Annotated in this window: 13 protein-coding genes and 1 pseudogene; 3 read left to right on the top strand and 11 right to left on the bottom strand. The window is 66.0% G+C overall.

Going from position 1 to position 19,005, the window contains the following annotated elements; translation table 11 throughout:
- Positions 1–581 (top strand): annotated as a pseudogene (locus C442_RS10390) (iron-containing alcohol dehydrogenase); the annotation flags it as partial.
- Here C442_RS10390 and C442_RS10385 read toward each other — a convergent pair.
- The 3 genes from C442_RS10385 to C442_RS10375 all read right to left on the bottom strand — a co-directional run bounded on the left by C442_RS10385 (position 578) and on the right by C442_RS10375 (position 4,884).
- A complete protein-coding gene (locus C442_RS10385) occupies positions 578–1,093 on the bottom strand; it encodes an NUDIX domain-containing protein (RefSeq protein WP_008310207.1) in 516 nt (171 codons plus the stop codon). The pseudogene C442_RS10390 and the gene C442_RS10385 overlap by 4 nt on opposite strands.
- Positions 1,094–1,213: 120 nt before the next feature.
- Complete coding sequence (locus C442_RS10380) at positions 1,214–3,025, bottom strand: S9 family peptidase (protein ID WP_008310206.1); 1,812 nt, start codon at positions 3,023–3,025, stop codon at positions 1,214–1,216.
- Between the two features lie 74 nt (positions 3,026–3,099).
- Positions 3,100–4,884: a DUF2339 domain-containing protein gene (locus C442_RS10375; protein WP_008310203.1), complete on the bottom strand. Its 1,785-nt coding sequence runs from the start codon at positions 4,882–4,884 to the stop codon at positions 3,100–3,102.
- Between the two features lie 128 nt (positions 4,885–5,012).
- Here C442_RS10375 and C442_RS10370 point away from each other — a divergent pair, with 128 nt between their 5' ends.
- On the top strand, positions 5,013–6,071 hold the full coding sequence (locus tag C442_RS10370) for a glycosyltransferase (protein WP_008310201.1): 1,059 nt from the start codon (positions 5,013–5,015) through the stop codon (positions 6,069–6,071).
- 48 nt (positions 6,072–6,119) lie between these two features.
- On the opposite strand, the gene C442_RS10365 is transcribed toward C442_RS10370, so the two are convergent.
- Entirely contained in the window at positions 6,120–7,859 is a 1,740-nt protein-coding gene (locus tag C442_RS10365; protein ID WP_008310198.1) for a Na+/H+ antiporter NhaC family protein, read from the bottom strand.
- 101 nt (positions 7,860–7,960) lie between these two features.
- On the opposite strand from C442_RS10365, the gene C442_RS10360 reads away from it, so the two are divergent.
- Complete coding sequence (locus tag C442_RS10360; protein ID WP_008310197.1) at positions 7,961–9,823, top strand: DEAD/DEAH box helicase; 1,863 nt, start codon at positions 7,961–7,963, stop codon at positions 9,821–9,823.
- A gap of 27 nt (positions 9,824–9,850) precedes the next feature.
- Here the strand turns inward: C442_RS10360 and C442_RS10355 are convergent, their stop codons facing one another.
- The 7 genes from C442_RS10355 to purH form a co-directional block, all read right to left on the bottom strand.
- Complete coding sequence (locus C442_RS10355) at positions 9,851–11,344, bottom strand: globin-coupled sensor protein (protein ID WP_008310194.1); 1,494 nt, start codon at positions 11,342–11,344, stop codon at positions 9,851–9,853.
- 203 nt (positions 11,345–11,547) lie between these two features.
- Entirely contained in the window at positions 11,548–12,156 is a 609-nt protein-coding gene (locus C442_RS10350) for a class I SAM-dependent methyltransferase (protein ID WP_008310193.1), read from the bottom strand.
- A gap of 66 nt (positions 12,157–12,222) precedes the next feature.
- Positions 12,223–14,694: a dihydropteroate synthase gene (folP, locus tag C442_RS10345; protein ID WP_008310190.1), complete on the bottom strand. Its 2,472-nt coding sequence runs from the start codon at positions 14,692–14,694 to the stop codon at positions 12,223–12,225.
- 116 nt (positions 14,695–14,810) lie between these two features.
- On the bottom strand, positions 14,811–15,521 hold the full coding sequence (locus C442_RS10340; protein WP_008310188.1) for a hypothetical protein: 711 nt from the start codon (positions 15,519–15,521) through the stop codon (positions 14,811–14,813).
- Positions 15,522–15,563: 42 nt separating this feature from the next.
- Entirely contained in the window at positions 15,564–16,103 is a 540-nt protein-coding gene (locus C442_RS10335; protein WP_049942934.1) for a hypothetical protein, read from the bottom strand.
- 36 nt (positions 16,104–16,139) lie between these two features.
- Positions 16,140–17,126, bottom strand: a complete 987-nt coding sequence (locus C442_RS10330; protein ID WP_008310183.1) for a formate/nitrite transporter family protein — start codon at positions 17,124–17,126, stop codon at positions 16,140–16,142.
- A 141-nt stretch (positions 17,127–17,267) separates the two neighbouring features.
- Positions 17,268–18,884, bottom strand: a complete 1,617-nt coding sequence (purH, locus tag C442_RS10325; RefSeq protein ID WP_008310181.1) for a bifunctional phosphoribosylaminoimidazolecarboxamide formyltransferase/IMP cyclohydrolase — start codon at positions 18,882–18,884, stop codon at positions 17,268–17,270.
- Between the last annotated feature and the right edge of the window lie 121 nt (positions 18,885–19,005).

The following is a 19,005-nucleotide window of genomic DNA, read 5'->3' as shown; positions in this document are numbered from 1 at the left end:
AGGCCCCCTGGCGGCTGACGACCGCCGGCTGTGCCGACATCATCTCGAACTACACCGCGGTCCGGGACTGGCAGCTTGCCCACCGCCTGAAAAACGTCCACTACTCCGAGTACGCCGGTGCGCTCTCCCAGATGACTGCCGAGATGCTCGTCGAGAGCGCCGATTCGATAAAACAGGGTCTGGAGGAGTCCTCGTGGATCGTCGTGAAAGCGCTCGTCTCCTCCGGCGTCGCGATGTCCATCGCCGATTCCTCGCGTCCGGCAAGCGGCGCGGAACACCTGTTTTCCCACCAGCTGGACCGGCTCGTCCCCGACGGCGCGCTCCACGGCCATCAGGTCGGTGTCGGCTCGATCATGACCGAGTACCTCCACAGCGGCCAGAAAGGCAAGTGGAAAGACGCCAGAGACGCGCTGGCGGCCATCGGCGCGCCGACGACGGCGGACGAGCTCGGCATCGACGACGAGACAGTGATCGAGGCGCTGACCACGGCCCACCAGATACGGGACCGCTACACGGTACTCGGGGACGGGATGAGCGAAGAAGCGGCGATAGAAGCAGCAACAGTCACTGGTGTTATCTAAACTAGTTCTGCGACCGCGACATCGCTCGAGTCGTCCCATCGAATCGACGCGTCGACTTCCTCGGCTATCTCGGCGTCACTGCCGCCGGGCGCGGCGCTGTTGACTTCGGCGTCGAACACGATACTGAGTCGATACACCGTCTCGGCGTCCTGATCTGTCTCGTTTCGCACGCCACAGATGGTCGCCCGAACCGCGTCCCGAATGGTACACGAGACGCCGGCTGTTTCGGTGACGACTCGTTCGGCCGCTGCCGCCGGCCGCTCGGCCCCCTGTGTCTGTCCCTGTGGGATCTCCCAGGACCCGTCGGCGTCGCTGAGTAGCACGTCGCCCGACTCGTTGTGGACGAACGCGTGTACATCCACCTGCCCCTCTCGCGAGCGTTCGACAGCGCGCTGGTACCCCTCCGCCCCCACCGAAAAGGTGGTCTGGTCCACCGGCGTCGAGCCGAACTCCTGTTCGAGCCGGGCGAGGCGTTCCTGCACCCGCGCTCGCGAGCGCTCGGCTATCTCCATACGAAACGGTGCTTCGGCAGCGTAATAAATCCGCCTGAACGCTCTCATAGTTTGAAACTACCCTGTGCGCCGGCTGTGATTCCCTGTAATACCGCCCGTCACAGCATTCGGTCGGACCTCTCAGACGTGCTTGTTGAGGAACTCGACGACAGCGGTGTAGGCCTCGATGCGGTTCTCCCGCTTGCTGATGCCATGTCCTTCGTCGTCGAAGACGAGTTTCTCCACGGGAACTCCCCGTTCGGCCGCCTGCTCGGCGATCTGCTCGGCCTCGCCGACTGGAACACGCGGATCGTTGGCCCCGTGGAGGACGAACAGCGGCGCGTCGATGCGGTCGACGTTGTTGATGGGCGAGATGGATTCGAGGAACTCGCGGTCTTCGTCAAGGGAGCCGTACTCGGCCTCGCGGAGTTCGCGTCGCCAGTCACCGGTGTTCTCAAGAAACGTCACGAAGTTGGCGATGCCGACCACGTCGACGCCGGCCGCCCAGAGGTCGGGGTACTCCGTCAGCGCCGCCAGCACCATGAAGCCGCCGTAGGAGCCGCCCATCGCCACGATTCGGTCGGGGTCGACGGCCGGGTGGGCGTGGAGCCAGTCGACGCCGGCCCGCAGGTCCTTCACCGAGTCCAGCCGCTTTTCCACGTCGTCGAGGTGCGTGTAAGCCTTCCCGTAGCCGGTCGACCCGCGGACGTTGGGCTCAAAGACCGCGTAGCCTCGCGAGAGGAAGTACTGGGTCAGGCCCGAGAACGACGGGCGGCGCTGGCTCTCCGGGCCGCCGTGGATGTCGACGATGACGGGCGTGTCGCCGTCAGCACCGGCCCCGTTAGCTGCCCCGTCCGGCAGCGAGAACAGCGCCGGAATCTCTCGCCCGTCGAAGGAGTCGAACCGGACGACCTCTGGCTCGATGAACGTCTCGCGCGGGATGCCGGCCGTCGAAGCGGCCGTCCACTGCTCGCTCTCGCCCGTCTCGGTCTCGACGACGAACACGTTGGTATTGACCCGCCGCCCGGTGACGCTAACGGCGAAACGCTCGGCGTTGGGTCCCCAGGCGACGCCGCCAGCCAGCCCGCCCGGCAGGTCCGGCGTCGGGAACGTCTCGATGGTCGTCGGCCCCGTCAGTTCGCCGACGGTGAGTTCGTTGTAGCCGTCGACGTTGCGCGAGTACACGAGGCGGCCGCTGTCCTCGTCCAGCGCGACGCCGTCGATGTTCCACTGGTCGTCTGAGCGCACGACGTCGAGGTCGCCGTCGAGCGAGAGGCGGGCCAGTTCGAGCGTGTCGCTCTCCGCATCGGTCACAAGATACACCGAATCGCCGTCTGGTCCCCACGACGCGCTCGTGTAGCGGACCTTCCCCTCGTGCGGCGTGAGATGGCTGAGGTCCCCGCTGTCGATGTCCAGCACGTAGATGTCCTGGTCGAAACTGGAGTGGGCTTCGCTGACCAGCAGGCGCTCGCCGTCGGGCGAGAACCCGCCCACGGAGAGCCAGCCGTCGCCCTCCCAGACCAGGTCCGCGTCGTCGCCGGTCGCGGCGCGGTCCTGCACGTAGATATCGAACACGGCCTTGTCGCGGCGGTTCGACGCGAAGGCGAAGCGTTCGCCGTCGGGCGACCAGCCGCCCCAGCGGTGCTTCGCGTCGGGCATTCCGGTGAGTTCGTGGACGCGCCCGTCCGCGTCGAGCCGGTATAGCTGCGCCCGCTCGTTGCCGCCCTCGTCCATGCCGAAGACGAGTTCCTGGCGTTCGGGCGAGAAGTCGACGAAGCTCACGGTGTCGTCGTAGAAGGTCAGCTGCTCGGGCCAGCCGTGGGGCTCGGTGAGCGACCAGAGCTGGGCAACGCCGGTCGTGTTCATCAGGAAGGCGAGCGTCCCGTCCGGCGCGAACGAGCTGCCGTAGGCGCTCCGGACGTTGAGATAGCGCGAAAGGTCGTACGCGGTCACAACCGGAGGGAGGGCAGGGACCGGCAAAACCCTTTGTGGCGGCCGTGGTCTGATTCAGCGGAACGCGGCGGCTGTTACCCAGAAAGCCGCTTGAGCGGCTCCTCACCCTGCCACCGGGCGTACGCGTACGAGGCGACGAGGAGGATGCCACCCAGCACGAGGAACGAGAGGGTCCGGGCGAGCGTATCGAGCCCCTGCGTATCGTAGAGGAACACCTTGGTTGTCACCAGGCCGAGGACGACGACGCCCTGGAGCCGGCGACTGCGGGCGTCAAACGCGAGGCCAGCCCCGACGAACGCGAGCCCCAGGACGGCCCATGCGACCGATAGCCCGGCCCCCGAAAGCTCCAGTCCCAGGAACACCACCGCGAGCCCGGTCGCTGTCCAGGCGTACGGAGCAGCCATAGAGAGTTCGCGGTCAATGCCGGGAACCGTCGTCGATGCCCCGCCGAACCACCGACCGAGCGCGTAGAAGACCGCGATTCCCAGCAGATAGGCGGCCGGACGGCCCGTCACGGTCACAAGTGGGTCTGCAAGCGAGAACGCCGGTAATCTGGTCGCGTCCACAGCGAGCAGTTTGGCGACGGTCCCGATGGCGACGAGGTGCCCGCCGATACGAACTGCCCTCGCGTCGCGGCGAGATCCGAGCGCTAGCGCCCCACAGAGCAGGCCGAGAAGTCCGGCGGTCGCAAAGAACGGGTCGGCCGCGAGGACGACGCTGACGGCGAGGAGCACGACGGCAAGCATCCCAGCGGCGCTGTCTTGCTGTCCGAGGCGTGACCCCGTGACGGCGTAGACGCCGACGAGGGCGAGTCCGACTGCGCCGACAGCCACTCCGTCCGGCGCTGTCGGGATGAGTCGACGAACGACGCCTTCCAGCAGGATCGCGGCGAACACGGCATTGAGACCGGTCGTCGCTTCCACCAGTCGGCGGTGCCATCGGTCTGTTCGGTCGCTCGCACGGAGCACGTACACACCAGCGGCGTAGACGGCGAACGTCGCGGTGAGTATGGCGGTGGCAACCGCTTCGGGTGGCTCTAGCCTGTTCATCCAGGCGATGTGGAGCACGTAGGCCGGGACGACGCTGCCGAGGACGAGCCGGCTCCACGGCCGGACGGCTGCGATGGTCACCAGCCCGGCCGTGAGAAGCACGACGTAGGCCGGCGAGACGACGAAGGAACCGGCGTCGAGTCCGACGTAGGCAGTGACGTATCCCAGCAGGAACGCCTCGCCAGCGACGGCCGGCGCGTGGTCCCGCACCGAGACGACCGCTGTGGCGGCCACGAGAGCTGTCAGGACCAGCATGACCACCCACAGCGGCGCTCCGATGGCGGCGCGGTACGATTCGAAGCCGTAGGCCGCGTAGACGCTGAAATACGCGATTGCGAGGCCGGTTCCCGCGACGAGTCGGCCCCACCGGTCGTAGCCCTGCCGCTCGGCGGCGTACCGGCCGCCAGCGAGCAGTATGAGCCCGCCTGCTGTGCCGATTAGCACGCGCCCGAGCGGACCGAGGTAGCCCGCCTCGATGGCCAGGCGGATGAAGAAGACGACGCCGACCACCAGCGCGAGTCCGCCGACCCCGCCGAGCCACTTCATCCCGATGTCGCGCTCCCAGTTCCGCTCGCCGGACGGCGCTCCGCTGTCGGCTGTCTCGCCGGTCGCTGTCCCTGACTCCGAACCGTGTGTGGCCTCCGATCCGGGAGCCGCTGCGTCCGCTTCAGTGGTTGCAGTTTCGTCCCCGGCAGACGGAGGCGGGTCGGTGTCGAGTGCCGATTCCAGGGCGGTGATGCGTGTCTGGAGGGCATCGACCTCGGCGCGGAGGTCCCGTACTTCCGCTTCGAGGTCGTCATCATCACTCATACACTGACACGTTGCGCGGTCGCTGTAATAAACATCCAGTCGAACGACAGTTCCGGCGGCCAATCCGCCATCTGTCGCCGTCAACCGCGAACGGGTGGATTTTTGAGCGGCCACGTCGTCGCACCTGTATGCGTGTCGCGGTCGTCGCCATGGAGACGAGTCAGTACCGGGACACAGTGGGCCGGACCCGGCTGGAGCGGGTGGCTACCGAACTCGCCGCTGCCGGCCACGACGTGACCGTGTTCTGTTCGCAGTGGTGGCCGGGGTTCGACAATCAGCGCGAGCGCGACGGCGTCACGTACCGCGCCGTCACCGTCTCGCCGACTGTCCCTTCTTTCTGTGTCCGCCTCCCGGCCATGCTCGCCCGGTTCCGCCCGGACGTCGTCCACGTCCACCCGACGCCGTCGTCGGTCGCACTCGCGGCCAAGACCGGTGCAACGCTGTCTCGCGCCCCGCTTCTCACGGAGTGGTATGGGGACGAAGACGTGCCCGAGAGCCGCCGGGCCGACCTCGCGCTCCGCGCGTCGGACTGTCTCGTCACCCCCTCCGAACTCGTCCGCACGCGGGTCCGAGAGCGGGGAGCGACGGCGGACCAGACCACGGTCCTCCCACAGAGCATCGACATGGACCTCGTCCGGGACGCTGACACGGATGAGGAGATCGACGTGGTGTATGCCCACAAACTGGACGGCAGCGCGAACGTCGAGTCGCTGCTGCTCGGGCTGGCGGAACTCAGACAGAAGGGCTGGTCGGCGACGATCATCGGCGACGGCCCGGAGCGGGAGTACTACGAACAGGAGGCGGCCGACCTCCGTATCGACGACCGCGTGACCTTCGCTGGCGCGTGCGACATCGAGGAGCGCGTCTCGATCTACAAGGGCGCGCACGTATTCGTCCAGACGGCGTTTCGGGAGTGCTTTGCCACGGATCTCCTCTGGGCGATGGCCTGTGGCTGTATCGGTATCGTGGAGTACCAGGCCGAGTCGTCGGCCCACGAACTCATCGAGCAGCGCGACCGCGCGTTCCGGGTGACGAACCCGCAGGAGATCGCCGACAAAATCGCCGAATCGGCCGACTTCGAGCGCCGGACTGTCGACGAGTCCTGCGCCGAGTTCGACCACGCACAGGTCCGGGCAGAGTACGAGGACCTGTACGAGTCGCGTATCGAGGAGACCGGTCTTTTCTAATCGGAACACCGCTCAGACGCGCTGACGACGGGGACAAACCGCCACCAGTCAGTACGGGATGACGCGGAACCCCTCGGGGAGTACTAGCCCGAACACGAGGAACAGCGCGGCCGCGATACCCGCCGCGATGAGAGCGTAAGGCGCTTGGCTCCGGACGTGGACCATGTGGTCGCTGCCGCTCGTCGACGACGCCAGGACGGTCGTGTCGCTGATGGGCGAGGTGTGGTCGCCGAAGATACCGCCGCTGAACACCGCACCGAGGACGAGCGGGAGGTTCGCGCCCGTCGAGAACGCGAGCGGGATGGCGATTGGGAACATGATGCCGTAGGTCGACCACGACGAGCCATCGGAGAAGCTGACGAACGAGGTCACGAGGAAGACGCCGACCGGGATGATAAACGCCGGGACGCCGCCGAAGACGTTCGTCACGAACGACGAAATACCCAGTATCGTCACCGCGTTCTGGATGGAACTGGCGAACATCAGGATGACAGCCGCGAGGAGGATGCCCTTGAAGCCGACCATCATCGCGTCGGTGGCATCGTCGTTGGACGGGATGTCGCCCTTCCAGCGATACAGCAGGAAGGCGAGGATGAGTGCCGAGAAGGACGCGAGACCCAACTGGACGCCGCCGATGTTGAACGCCCACGGACCGCTCGGGGGCGTGATGAGTTGCCAGCTGCCGAGCTGGAGCAGCGTGGCCCCCATCCCTTCCTTCCCCTTGACGTAGATGACGGGGCTGGCCCGCCAGAACATCGCGCCGAGGCCGACGACGATCATAGTGAGGATGGGCCAGGCGAAGTTCCGCCAGTCCGGCGTCGCGGTCTCTGACACCTCGTACTCGTCCATCTCCGCGGAAATCATCGGGTCGGCGTCGTCGCCGACGACCTTCCCCTCGTTTCTCGCTCGGGATTCCTCCGTCCCCATCCCGTAGATGTTTGGCACGACCTGCCACGCGACGAGTCCCGCGAGACCGAGCGCGATCCAGGAGTAGAAGCCGGTAAACAGCGTGTTGAAAAACAGCGGCCAGACGGCACCGGTCGCCGCGGTGACCTGCTCGCCGCCGGTGTTCACGAAGTTGGTCATGCCCGAGGGCAGCGTCCCCTGCTGCTGTGCCTCGACGAGGCCGCCCCCGATGAAGCCGACCATCGCCGCCCCCCACGTCGAGTAGAACGCGAGCCGGGAGGCCGGCGACCCCGCTGAGTCGACGTAGTAGGCCAGTTTGGCCCGCGAGACGTCGAACTTGTCGGTCAGCGGCCGCATCATCGAGCCGACCACGAGGCAGTTGAAGTAGTCGTCGATGTGGATGGCGATCCCGGCTAGGAACGCGGCCTTCTCGGCGTCTGCGGCGGAGTCGGCCCGCGCCACCAGCGCCTCCAGTACGCCCTGGATCGCCCCGGCTCGGATCATCAGTCCGATCAGCCCGCCGATTGCGAAGATGGCGAGCAGGACGTTCTTGACGTACCACTCCCCGAACAGCGGGGCCGTGGCGATTATCTCCGGCACGAGCTTCAGCCCGAAGATCGCTCCGAGTACGATACCACCGACGCCGACCGTCCAGGGACTGCCGTCCTCGGCCTGTGGCTGGACTGTCGCCACCTCACCGCCAGCGGTGATCAGGTCCGACGGGACCCCAACAGCCTGGGGATGTAACGCGCCGACCAGCACGCCTGTGATGACGATGCCCACGAACAGCCCGATCAGGGCGTCCCGGGTGTACCAGGCGAGACCGATGGCGACGAGCGCAGGCACGATCGACCACGGTCCAGCCGCGATTCCCTCAACCATGCCGGCAGGTCTAAGTGGCGCTATATTAATGTACGTGTTCGGACCGACGGGGCGGTCGCCCAGACGAAACCCGTTTGAGCGTCGACACCCACCAATCAGTAGTGACAGCCGAGGAGCCAGCCGACCGAGACGACGACTCGGACCTCGCGGAACTCGAACTCGACGCCGTCTACGACGCTATCGACGCCGTCGGCCGTCCACACCTGACGGCGACAGAACTTTCCCGGAAGACGGATCTGACGCCCGACGAGGCGCGGGAAGCACTGGACCGCCTCGCCGACGACGGTGACATCGAGCGCCAGGACGTGTCCGAGGTCGAGTCTGTATGGTATCCGGCAGATATCGCCGAGGTGACCGACCGCGAACGCGTCGTCCTGTTTCCCGACCGCCGCGAAGTCGTTGTCGAACACCCCGATCAGTTCACGCGGGCGCAACTCTCACAGTTCGCGCGCCTGCAGGACACCAACCGTTCGGGCGGCTACGTGTACGAACTCCGCGAGGAGGACATCTGGGCCGCCCCCCACGAGTCCCTTGATGACCTCCTGACGACGATGCGGGACGTGCTGGGCGAGCGCTCGCCCCACCTCGAAGAGTGGGTGACGAGCCAGTGGGAACGCGCCCGGAAGTTCCGCCTGAAGACCCACGAGGACGGCTACGTCGTCCTCGAAGCCGAGAGCGACGACCTGATGGGCAACGTCGCCCGGCCGAAACTCGACGACGACCACCTCCGGGCTCCGATTTCGGACTCGGAGTCGTGGGTCAACGAGGACGCCACGGCCGAGATCAAGCGCACGCTGTACGAGGCGGGCTATCCAGTCCGGGACGACCGGAACCTGGAGACCGGCGACGCCATCGAGATGGACCTCCGCCTGCGCCTGCGGGACTACCAGCAGGACTGGGTGGAGCGGTTCACCGAGCAGGGCTCGGGCGTGTTCGTCGGCCCGCCGGGGTCGGGCAAGACCGTCGCCGCGATGGGCGCGATGGCCGCCGTGGGCGGCGAGACGCTGATTCTCGTCCCCTCGCGCGAGCTCGCGACCCAGTGGCACGACGAACTGGTCCGGCACACCTCCCTGACCGACGACGACATCGGCGAGTACCACGGCGGCGAAAAGAGCATCCGGCCGGTCACCATCGCTACCTACCGCACCGCCGGGATGGACCGCCATCGGAAACTGTTCGACCAGCGCAAGTGGGGCCTCATCGTCTTCGACGAGGTCCACCACGTCCCGTCGCCCATCCACCGCCGGAGCGCGGACCTCCAGACCAAACACCGCCTGGGCCTGACCGCCACGCCGACCCGAGAGAGCGACGACGAGGAGGAGATATTCACGCTCATCGGCCCGCCAATCGGCACGGACTGGGGGAAACTGTTCGACGAGGGCTACGTGGCCGAACCCGAGGTCGAAATCCGCCTCGTACCGTGGGGCAACGAGACCGAGCAGTCCGAATACAGCTCCACGTCGGGCCACGACCGCCGGCAGACCGCCGCCAGCAACACCGGGAAAATCGACGAGATACGCTACGCACTGGCCGAGAATCCGGCCGCGAAGGCGCTCGTGTTCATCGAGTACTTAGACCAGGGCGAGGCCATCAGCGAGGCCATCGACGCGCCCTTTATCAGCGGCGAGACGCCACACGCCCGCCGGGAGAAGCTGTTCGACGAGTTCCGCCGCGGCGAACTGAACACGCTGGTCGTCTCCCGCGTCGGCGACGAGGGCATCGACCTGCCGGACGCCGAACTCGCGCTCGTCGCGTCTGGACTGGGAGGGTCACGTCGGCAGGGCGCACAGCGGGCCGGGCGGACGATGCGCCCCGCCGGCGACGCCCGGATGGTCATTCTCGCGACGCGGGGGACGACAGAAGAGGACTTCGTCCGCCGGCAGATGCGCCACCTCGCTTCCAAGGGCATCCGCGTGACCGAGACGGAGGCCGAGGCCGTCGAGCCGCCCGAAGTCGAGGAGTAAGCCAGACGCGCTGACTGTAGGTCGATCTTATTCCGTGTCGGTATCGAGCCGGCGCGCGGTCTCGGCCACGTCCTGAATCTTCGCCGTCTGTTCTTCGTTCGTCGCCGCGAGGTCGTCCAGTTGTGCCGTCATGTCGTCGATGCCGCTCGACAGTTCGTCGATCATGCTGGCGACCTCCTCGGTCGACGCCGCCTGGTCGTCGGTGGCCGCCGAGACCTCCTGTATGCCCTGTGCTGCCTCGTTGACTGCCGACACGATCTCTTCGAGTTGTTCGGCCGCCGTCTCGACCTGATCGATGCCCTCCGTCACCTGCTCTGTCACGGTTTCGAGGCTCTCGACGGCGTCGACGGTCTCGTCCTGAATCTCCGTGACGGTGTCTTCGATCTGGTTCGCGTGGTCCTGTGAATCGCCGGCGAGCGTCTTGATTTCGTCGGCGACGACGGCGAACCCGTCGCCCGCCTCGCCGGCGCGTGCGGCCTCGATGGACGCGTTCAGTGCGAGCATATTGGTCTGGTCCGCAATGTCGTTTATCACCTCGACGATGTCGTCGATCTCGTCGGCCTGCTTTTGCAGACCGGCGATGTCTGAGGACACCGTATCGACGGCGTCGTCGACGTCGTTCATCATGGCCGCGGCCTGCTGTGCGGCTTCGTTTCCGCGTTCAGCCTTCCGCTCGGCCGATGTGCTCGTGCTGGCAACTTCCTCGGCAGTCGAGGCGATCTCCTCGATGGTCGCGCTCATGTCCGCGACTTCGCCCGCCACCTCGTCCATCGACTCGGACTGTGTCTCGGCTGTGTCGGTGATTTGCTGGTTCGTCTGGGCGACTTCCTCGGCTGAGGCGCTCAGTTCGTCGATTGGCTGCTGGAGTCCGCTCTCGACCTCCTCCATCAGCGCTTGCTGGTCGTCGATTGCCGATTCCAGGCGCTGGCTGTACGAGTCGATGTAGGTATCCATCGCCACCTGCTGGTCGAGGTTGAGGAGTTTGAACACGGACAGCGCACGCGACCGCATCTCTTCGAGTGCCTCGTCCCGGGCGGCGTCGCCCGACTGCAAGTCCTCGACGATTGTCCGCAGGAAATGTTCGAAGTAGATGCTGTAGGCCCCGAGATAGATCTTCGGGCCGAGGTCGAGCATGTCGTGAATCTTCCCGATACGGGCCCGGTTCTCGAAGTACTGTCTGTCGTAGGTCCCGGCGACGAGGTCGCGGAGGTACTGCGACTGGGTGTTTTTGAGCTGGTCGACCGACTTGGTGGACCGCCCGAAAATCTCGACGGTTTCGTCGAACGATTCGAGGTGATCGTAGAAGTCGTCGACGACAGATTCGGCCCGGGCGTTCGTCTTCGCCTCCATCGCAGTGAGATTATCGATATCCGACTCGTCAAATCCAGTGAATTCCTTCCGCCAGCGGATCTCTTCGGCGTCCAGTCCGATACGATCGGTAAGCGTTCCGCCGTCGACCCCTTTTCTGTCAGAAGAGTTGATACGCTCTCGGGAGTTCTTACTCCCGTCCCGTAATTCCATGACGGACCTCCACCGATACAAACCTTATATGTTCGCTCCCGATTCTCATTGTTGAAAGTATTATCGAGGGACACCCCGAATATTACGGGTGGGATGGTGGTATCATACATATTCGTCAGTAATTCGAAACGGAATCTCCCGACCAATCGCGATTCGGACGGTCCTTCTGATACGGCTGCCCGGAGTCTGGGAACGCTGGCGCTCTACCCTTGTGCCTGAAAGATAGCGAAGGTCCCCCCAAGCTCGTCGTCGACCGACTCGGCCGACTCGATGTGAAAGCCGGCGTCAGTCAGCAGGTCAGCGTTACGCTCTCGCCCGTGGAAGCTCCAGGCCATGGCGGTACCGGTGTCCAGCCAGTCGTCGTTGGTACCCTCCCACGGGTCGTCACCGAGTGCGGCCAGCAGTCGTCCCCCGGACCGGAGCACGCGGTTGAATTCCGAGAAGACGGCGGTGTGTTCGGTTTTCGGGACGTGGATGACGGCGTGGTAGGAGACAACAGCGTCGAACGTATCGTCAGCGAACGGGAGCGTCGCCAGGTCACCACGGACCAGTCCGTCGGAGTCGACAGTATCACAAGCGGTACGGAGCTGTTCGGCTGAGATATCCAGTCCGATGGTATCGTGCTGATCGGCGAGAACTTCCATTGCCGGCGTACCCGCACCACAGCCCGCATCGAGGACACGACTACCATCAGGGAGGGCCGTTGCAAGCGATTCGACAAGGGTCCGTTCGCGACCGTTCCCGTCCCGCTTCTCGGCGTAGGTACTCGCAATTTCGTCGTACCCCTCGCGGACAACGTCTCGCTGATCCATACCAGCGGTGCTCGGTGGTGGCGTAAGTGCTTTCGGTCCGGTGGCATTACGGACAAACAGCGCCGCTCAGTCCTCGAATTTCTCCGGGTTCTGAGCTGCCTCAGCGACCCGAACCGCGGCAACGTTCTCCGGGACGTCGTGGACGCGAACGATGTCGGCCCCCCGTTCGGCCGCCAGCGTTGTCCCGGCGATAGTCGCCTCAAGACAGTCGCCCGCTTCCTGCCCGACCAGTCCGAACAGCGACTTGTGGGAGTGGCCGACCAGGACGGGACAGCCGAGTGCCTCGAACTCCGGGAGGCGGTCGAGCAGTTCGAAGCTCTCCGTGGCAGATTTCCCGAAGCCGATGCCCGGGTCGACGATGATCTGCTCGCGGTCGAGTCCGACCTTTTCGGCGAGCAGGACGCGCTCTGTCAGTTGGTCGATGCAGTCCTGCACCACGTCGTCGTAGTGGATGTCGCTGTCGGGGTCGACCGGCGTCTCGATGGAGTGCATCACGACCACCGGCACGTCGTACTCGGCAGCGACGAGGCGCATCTCGGGGTCTTCGAGGCCGGACACGTCGTTCAGGATGTCTGCCCCGGCGTCGAGTGCCGCCCGCGCGACAGGGGCCTTCCGCGTGTCGACGGAGATGGCGACGTCCAGCTCCGAAAGCGCCTCGATGACCGGCACCACGCGGTCGATCTCCTCCTCGACCGGGACCGGTTCGGCACCGGGCCGGGTCGACTCCCCGCCGATGTCGAGAATGTCCGCGCCGTCCTCGACCATTTGCTCAGCGCGGGCGACAGCGTCCTCAACGGCGTTGTACTCGCCGCCGTCGTGGAAGGAGTCCGGCGTGATGTTGCAGATACCCATGACGGCCGTCCCGTCGTCCCAGGGATACGCTGCCGACGTGTCGGGCTCGGACTGTTGGATGGACAGCGCCGCCCGCAGTTCGTCGGCGAACGACGCGAGCCCGTAGGGCTGGCCGTCCAACTTCTCCGCGAGGCGCTTGTACTGGGCCATCGTCGCCATCATGACCACGTCGAGGGACTCCTCGTCCTGGTCGTTCAGGCCGGAAATCGCACACTCGCCGCCCAGCGACAGCAGTTCCTCCTTGAGGTACTGGGCCTGTCGCGGCTGGACGCGGGTGCGCAGGACGCGGTGGACGCCCTTCCCCCGCATCCGCCAGGCCCCGGTATCGGTGACGTGGGCGCTCTCGATGGTCTCGCGGGCCTCGGCCAGCGAGTCGACCTGCTTGGGGATCAGCGAGCGCGACCAGCCGGTCCGGGCCTCCCGGACGGCGTACAGCGACCCGGTCACGAGGACTGCATCACCGGAGTCCGCGGCGTCGAGTGCGATATCGAGCGCCCCGGAGACGTCGCTTCGCGTCTCGATGGTGGCGTCGGTCGTGTTCTCCACCGCGGTCGCGACGACGTGGTGGGACTCGGCCCGGTCGACGTTGGGCTGGCAAGCGACGACGTGGTCAGGGCCCGGTAACGCCGCGGCGATACGCTCGTGGTCCTTGTCGACCATCGCGCCGATGACGACGTGGAGGTCGTCGTAGTCGAACGAGGACAGCGTCTCCGCGGTGCGCTCGATGCTCCCGGGGTTGTGTGCCCCGTCAAGGACGACCAGCGGCGACTCGTTCATCACCTCGAACCGACCGGGCCAGTGAGCGTTTCGGAGTCCGCGTTCGAGGTCCGTCTGCGAGACGTCCGCGACCTGACGGCACAGTGTGGCCGCGATTCCGGCGTTCTGTGCCTGATGAGCGCCCAGCAGCGGGAGGGAGGTATCGACGCTCCAGTCGGGGCCGTCGACCGAGACCGCCCCCTCCAGGCCTTCACGACCGCCGTAGCTCACGGATATATCGGCCTCGCTCTCGGACGGGTTCTGGTCTGTCTCGACGGCGCTCCCGACGGTCACGACATCGTCGGTGAACTCGCGGACGGCCGCGAGCGCGTCGCCTGTCGTGCCGGTCACAAGCGGGTTGCCGTCCGGGGCGACGTGGGCCTTGTCGTGGGCGATTTCCTCGACGGTATCGCCGAGGATGTGGGTGTGTTCGAGCGTCACGGACGTGACGGCGCTTGCGACCGGGTCGACCACGCTCGTGGCGTCGTATCGGCCGCCGATACCGACCTCCAGCACTGCAACGTCTACGTCCTGGCGGTCGAACTCCCACAGCGCCATCGCGGTCATCGTCTCGAAAAAGGTAGGCGAATCGTTGGCCGCGCCCTGTTCGGTCACGTACGCCTGAACCGATTCGACGAACTCGACGAGCGCGGCCTCGGAGAGCTTCCTTCCGTTGATCCGGATCCGCTCGCGCACGTCGTCGAGATGCGGGGACGTGTACAGTCCGACATCGAGGCCGGCCTCCCGCAACGTTCGTTCGACCATTCGCGCGGTTGACCCCTTCCCGTTGGACCCCGCAATCTGGACGCAGCGAAGCCCCTCCTGTGGGTCACCGAGCGACGATAGCAGGTCCTGCGTGGCAGCAGTACCGGGTCGCGAGGCGAACCGGCGCAACTCGAAGAGGAAGTTCGCGGCCTCGTGGAACTCCATGGTCGGGCTATCGGAGCCGTTCGCTTTAGCCTGTCGGACTGTTACGTGTGTCCGCCGCGAAGACGCCACGAACAGCCCGCGTAGCCAACTGGTCCCCCACTGACCTGCCGGTGAAATTACGGCTGGTCGCTGCGGTCGCGCGTGGCCCACCGACCGAGCGCGCTCGACAGAATCAGGAACGCGGCACCCAGCAGCGGTGCCGGGTCGATCTTCGCCTCCGGTCGCTCGTCCGTATCCGTCTCAGCGGGCTCCGTCTCCGCTTGCTCCAGAGTGTCCGTCTCGGTCTCTGACTTGGGAGCGCCAGATAGCTCCGAACCCGTCTCAGTGTCTTGCTGTCGGGACTCGGACTCAGTCTGTGGCATCTCTGCGGCCAGCGACGTTTCCTGCGCCTCCGGAGTCGGCGTTTCGTCGACATCTTCCACTACGGTTGTCGGCTCGAACTCCGTCTCGGCCGGTGATGGCGTGTCAACGCTCGGTTCAGCCGGTGGTGGCGTCTCGTCCGGACGTTCCGTGGCCCATTCCGACGCGTCCCCGGCGGTGCTCCCGGCATCGGTTCCGTCGGCGTTGCGGCGGCGGTACCACCAGAGCCCGGCCGTTGCCGCGCCGAGCGCGATGAGGGACAGCCCCGTGCCGAGGAGTCCCCACTGTCGCCACAGCGACTTGAGGCGGTCCGTTAGACCCGGGCCGGAATCCTCGGCTCCGTCCGGCCCCGCTGGTGATGGGACAGCAGCGTCGTCGTCGGCAACGGCGACGCCGGGAACGGCGTCGAGCGCCGAGGCGACAGCGTCCCGCTCCACCTCGACTTCGAGAAACGTGGGTGCGTCCATACGCGACCCGTCGTCGGGCGACTATGTAAAACCCGCTCAGTGCTATTCCCGGGCCGGTTCGTACTCGGCGTCGGTCGCCGCGGTCCGCGACAGGTCGGTCTCCATGTCGACGGCGTCCAGCAGTTCAGAATCCGGGTTCTCTGACTCGCCGAGAAGCGCCTGCAGTTCCCGCTCGTACTCGGCCTCGGAGAGGTCCCCCTCGACGTACCGGCGCGTCAACGCCTCGTGTCGCTCCTCAACTGTCGGCTCCGGCGGTGCGAACACGTCGGAGAGGCCGAGCGACGCGAGCGGTGGCACGACTGATTCGAGACGGGTGAGCCCACCAGCGACGCGCTGGCTCTTCGGCACCGACGCCCGCCGGGCCAGCGCACGGACCAGCGCGACCGAGAAGACGATGTCTACGCCCACTAGGAGCAATGTGCCAAGCAGGAACCCGGCGAAGGTCTCGATGACCGCGCCGCCGCCGAGAAGCGCCCCGACTGTCGCGACGACACCGACGATTCCCAGCCCGACAGCCCCCAGCGTCGTCAGAACGACGGCGGCAAACAGAAGCAGCAGCCGGTTATCTCTCACCCAGTTCACACCAACGATAGCCGGAGGGCGTTGAAATGGTTTGTGTCAGCGCTCGTTCTCTCGCGACTCCGGATCGCTTTGGGGAATTTCGTCGGTCGCCGGCACGTACGAGCGGCCCGAAGCGGACCACCCGCCCCAGATCCACTCCCGGATGGTGAGCTGGCGCTTGGACCCCTGATCCCGCGCTGTTTCGAGCCGCCGTTCGGTCGTATGGAAGTAGTTGACGACGGTCACGAGCACGACGCCGCCGACGGAGTTGCCGAGAAGTACCGGCAGGACGAACTGCCAGAGGCCGACCGACAGTGCCAGCTCGCCGATAAACACGAGGTAGAACATCTCTGTCGCGGAGACAACGACGTGGTAGAGGTTCCCGAACGGGATCGCCAGGAAGGCGATGTAGATCAACACGAGTCGGGAGATGCTGTCCCGCAGCGAGTAGTCGACCCAGACGACGCCGGCGACGATGAGGCCGGCGAACACCGCCTTCGAGAACAGCGTTAGCTGTGAGGTCGCGATAGCTTTCTGGGCGAAGCCGGCGGCGGCCGCCGCCGCGTCGTCGGAGAGAACGTCGGTCGTCGCCAGCGCGAGCGCCCCGAGCATTCCGCCGAAGACGTTCGACACCAGGACGACGACCCAGATACGGAGCAGCGACGGGATACTCGCCAGCCGTTCGAGGACGAGCGCGACCGGCGGGAGCGTGTTCTCGGTGTAGAGCTGGTAATCCCCGAGAATGATGAAAACGAACCCGAGCGGGTACAACAGCGCGCTCAGTATCGGGTCGCCGCCGGTCTTCGCGTACAATGACGCGTACAGCATGAACGTCACTGTGATAGCGAACCCGCCCGCGACACCGGCGAAGAACATCTCGCGAGTCCCGACTGTCACCTCCTCGTCGGCCGCGACGATGATGCGCTGGAAGATCTCGTCCGCGGAGAACCGGTCGCGGATGACACTCCCACCCGCCGGGGCACCGCTCCGAGAGACGTCCACAGCGTCGCGGACAGCTTCCTCCCGATCGTTGTTGTCTGCCATCGGTCGCTGGTTGAATAGCCGGTATGAAACGTCTTTCGTTGCCGACAGTCAGCCCGGAGAAGACTTGCGGAAGAGCCCGCTGTCAGTCCGTCTAAACCACCGATAGACTTTGGACTCGTCTATCGAGTATTAGACTGACGCTCAGTCGTGTCTGAACGACCGCTGCCCGGTGAACACCATCGCCATGTCGTGTTCGTCGGCGGCCTCGATGACGCTCTCGTCGTTCTTCGAGCCGCCGGGCTGGATAACCGCCTCGATACCGACGTCGGCGGCCTCCTCGATACCGTCCGGGAACGGGAAGAAGGCGTCCGAGGCCATCACCGCGCCCTCGGCGTCCTTCCCCTCCGCGTGTTCGTCGGCCTTCATCGCGGCCAGCCGGACGGCGTCGACCCGGGACACCTGCCCCATGCCGATGCCAACCGTCTCTGTCCCGTCAGCGAAGAGGATGCCGTTGGACTTGACGTGTTTGAGCGTGTGCCAGGCGAACAGCAGCGACTCGATCTGCTCGTCGGTCGGTTCGCGCTCGGTGACGACCTCTAGATCGTCGGCCGAGAGGTGCTGGGTGTCCCGCTCCTGAACCAGTCGCCCCCCGACGAGGGGCTTCTCGGTCAGGCTGTCCGTGACCTCGAAGTTGTCGGACCGACCGGACTCGCCCGTCCGGCCGTCCCCGGGGCTCACATCCAGCACGCGGAGATTGTCCTTCTCGAACAGCACGTCGAGCGCGGCGTCGGTGTAGCCGGGCGCGACGACGACCTCCTTGAACGAGTCGATGATCTGTTCGGCGGTGGCGGCGTCGCACTCGCGGTTCAAGGCGACGATGCCGCCGAAAGCGCTCATCGGGTCCGTCGAGAGGGCCTTTTCGTAGGCGTCGGCCACGGAGTCGGCAGTCGCACAGCCGGCCGGGTTGGTGTGTTTGATGACCGCCGCGGCGGGCTCCTCGAACTCCTTGATGAGGTTCAGCGCGCCGTCGGCGTCGTTGTAGTTGTTGTACGACAGCGCCTTCGCGCCCTCGTTGAGCTGGTCGGCGTGGACAACGCTGGCCTCGGAGACGGTCGTATCGGTGTACAGCGCGGCGTCCTGGTGGGGGTTCTCCCCGTAGCGCAGGCTCGACGCGAGGTCGTCCGAGACGATGCGGCGGGCGGGGAAGTCGCCGCCCTCGTCGCCCTCTACTGAGACCGTGCCTGCATCCCAGTCGATGGTGACGCGGTCCTCGGCGAACCATTCGATGACGCGCGGGTAAGCGGTGAACTCACCCTCGTAGAGCACGCGCTCCTTGAGGCTGTCCTCGTCGTCACCTTCGAAGACGGGAATGGGTTCCTGCGTGACGATGGGGCCGCCGTCGACGCTCTCGTCGACGACGTGGACGGTACAGCCCGTCACCTTCACACCGGCGTCGAGGACCTGCTCGTGGGCGTTCGCCCCGGTGAAGTTCGGCAGGAGGCTCGGATGGACGTTCAACGCGGTCGGTGTCTCGTCGAGGAACGTCTCGCTGAGGACGCGCATGTACCCGTCCAGCGTGACGAGGTCGAAGTCGTACTCCGAGAGCGCGTCGAGAACGCGCTCCTCGTGGGACTCGCGCGACTCGTCCGCGTCACGCTCGACGACCTCGGTCGGGATGCCGCGCTCGGCGGCTGCTTCGAGCACCGGCGCGTCGGCGTCATTGGTCAGAACGACGGCGAAGGACGCCCCGCCCGGGGCGCGGTCCGCGATGTTCATGAGGTTTCGGCCGCGGTTGCTGGCCATGCCGGCGAGTTTCATGTGGGACCGACGGACCGGCCAGTGCAAAGTTGTTGCGAAACCCCCGGCCGGTCTGTGGCGTGCGACCGAGCCACACCGAACCCGGGTCACCAGCGACGCCGTTTACAGGTCCGGTGTGCAT

This window comes from Haloarcula amylolytica JCM 13557, assembly GCF_000336615.1.
GTDB lineage: Archaea > Halobacteriota > Halobacteria > Halobacteriales > Haloarculaceae > Haloarcula > Haloarcula amylolytica.
The sequence above is the reverse complement of the archived record's forward strand: the minus strand, read 5'-3'. Positions and strand labels throughout refer to the sequence as shown.

What these genes read in the sequence shown, in the direction of transcription:
- C442_RS10385 (WP_008310207.1), bottom strand. Translation starts at nt 1,093, where the DNA reads ATGGAGATAGCCGAGCGCTCGCGAGCGCGGGTGCAGGAACGCCTCGCC.
- C442_RS10375 (WP_008310203.1), bottom strand. Translation starts at nt 4,884, where the DNA reads ATGAGTGATGATGACGACCTCGAAGCGGAAGTACGGGACCTCCGCGCC.
- C442_RS10370 (WP_008310201.1), top strand. Translation starts at nt 5,013, where the DNA reads ATGCGTGTCGCGGTCGTCGCCATGGAGACGAGTCAGTACCGGGACACA.
- C442_RS10365 (WP_008310198.1), bottom strand. Translation starts at nt 7,859, where the DNA reads ATGGTTGAGGGAATCGCGGCTGGACCGTGGTCGATCGTGCCTGCGCTC.
- C442_RS10355 (WP_008310194.1), bottom strand. Translation starts at nt 11,344, where the DNA reads ATGGAATTACGGGACGGGAGTAAGAACTCCCGAGAGCGTATCAACTCT.
- C442_RS10350 (WP_008310193.1), bottom strand. Translation starts at nt 12,156, where the DNA reads ATGGATCAGCGAGACGTTGTCCGCGAGGGGTACGACGAAATTGCGAGT.
- folP (WP_008310190.1), bottom strand. Translation starts at nt 14,694, where the DNA reads ATGGAGTTCCACGAGGCCGCGAACTTCCTCTTCGAGTTGCGCCGGTTC.
- C442_RS10340 (WP_008310188.1), bottom strand. Translation starts at nt 15,521, where the DNA reads ATGGACGCACCCACGTTTCTCGAAGTCGAGGTGGAGCGGGACGCTGTC.
- C442_RS10330 (WP_008310183.1), bottom strand. Translation starts at nt 17,126, where the DNA reads ATGGCAGACAACAACGATCGGGAGGAAGCTGTCCGCGACGCTGTGGAC.
- purH (WP_008310181.1), bottom strand. Translation starts at nt 18,884, where the DNA reads ATGAAACTCGCCGGCATGGCCAGCAACCGCGGCCGAAACCTCATGAAC.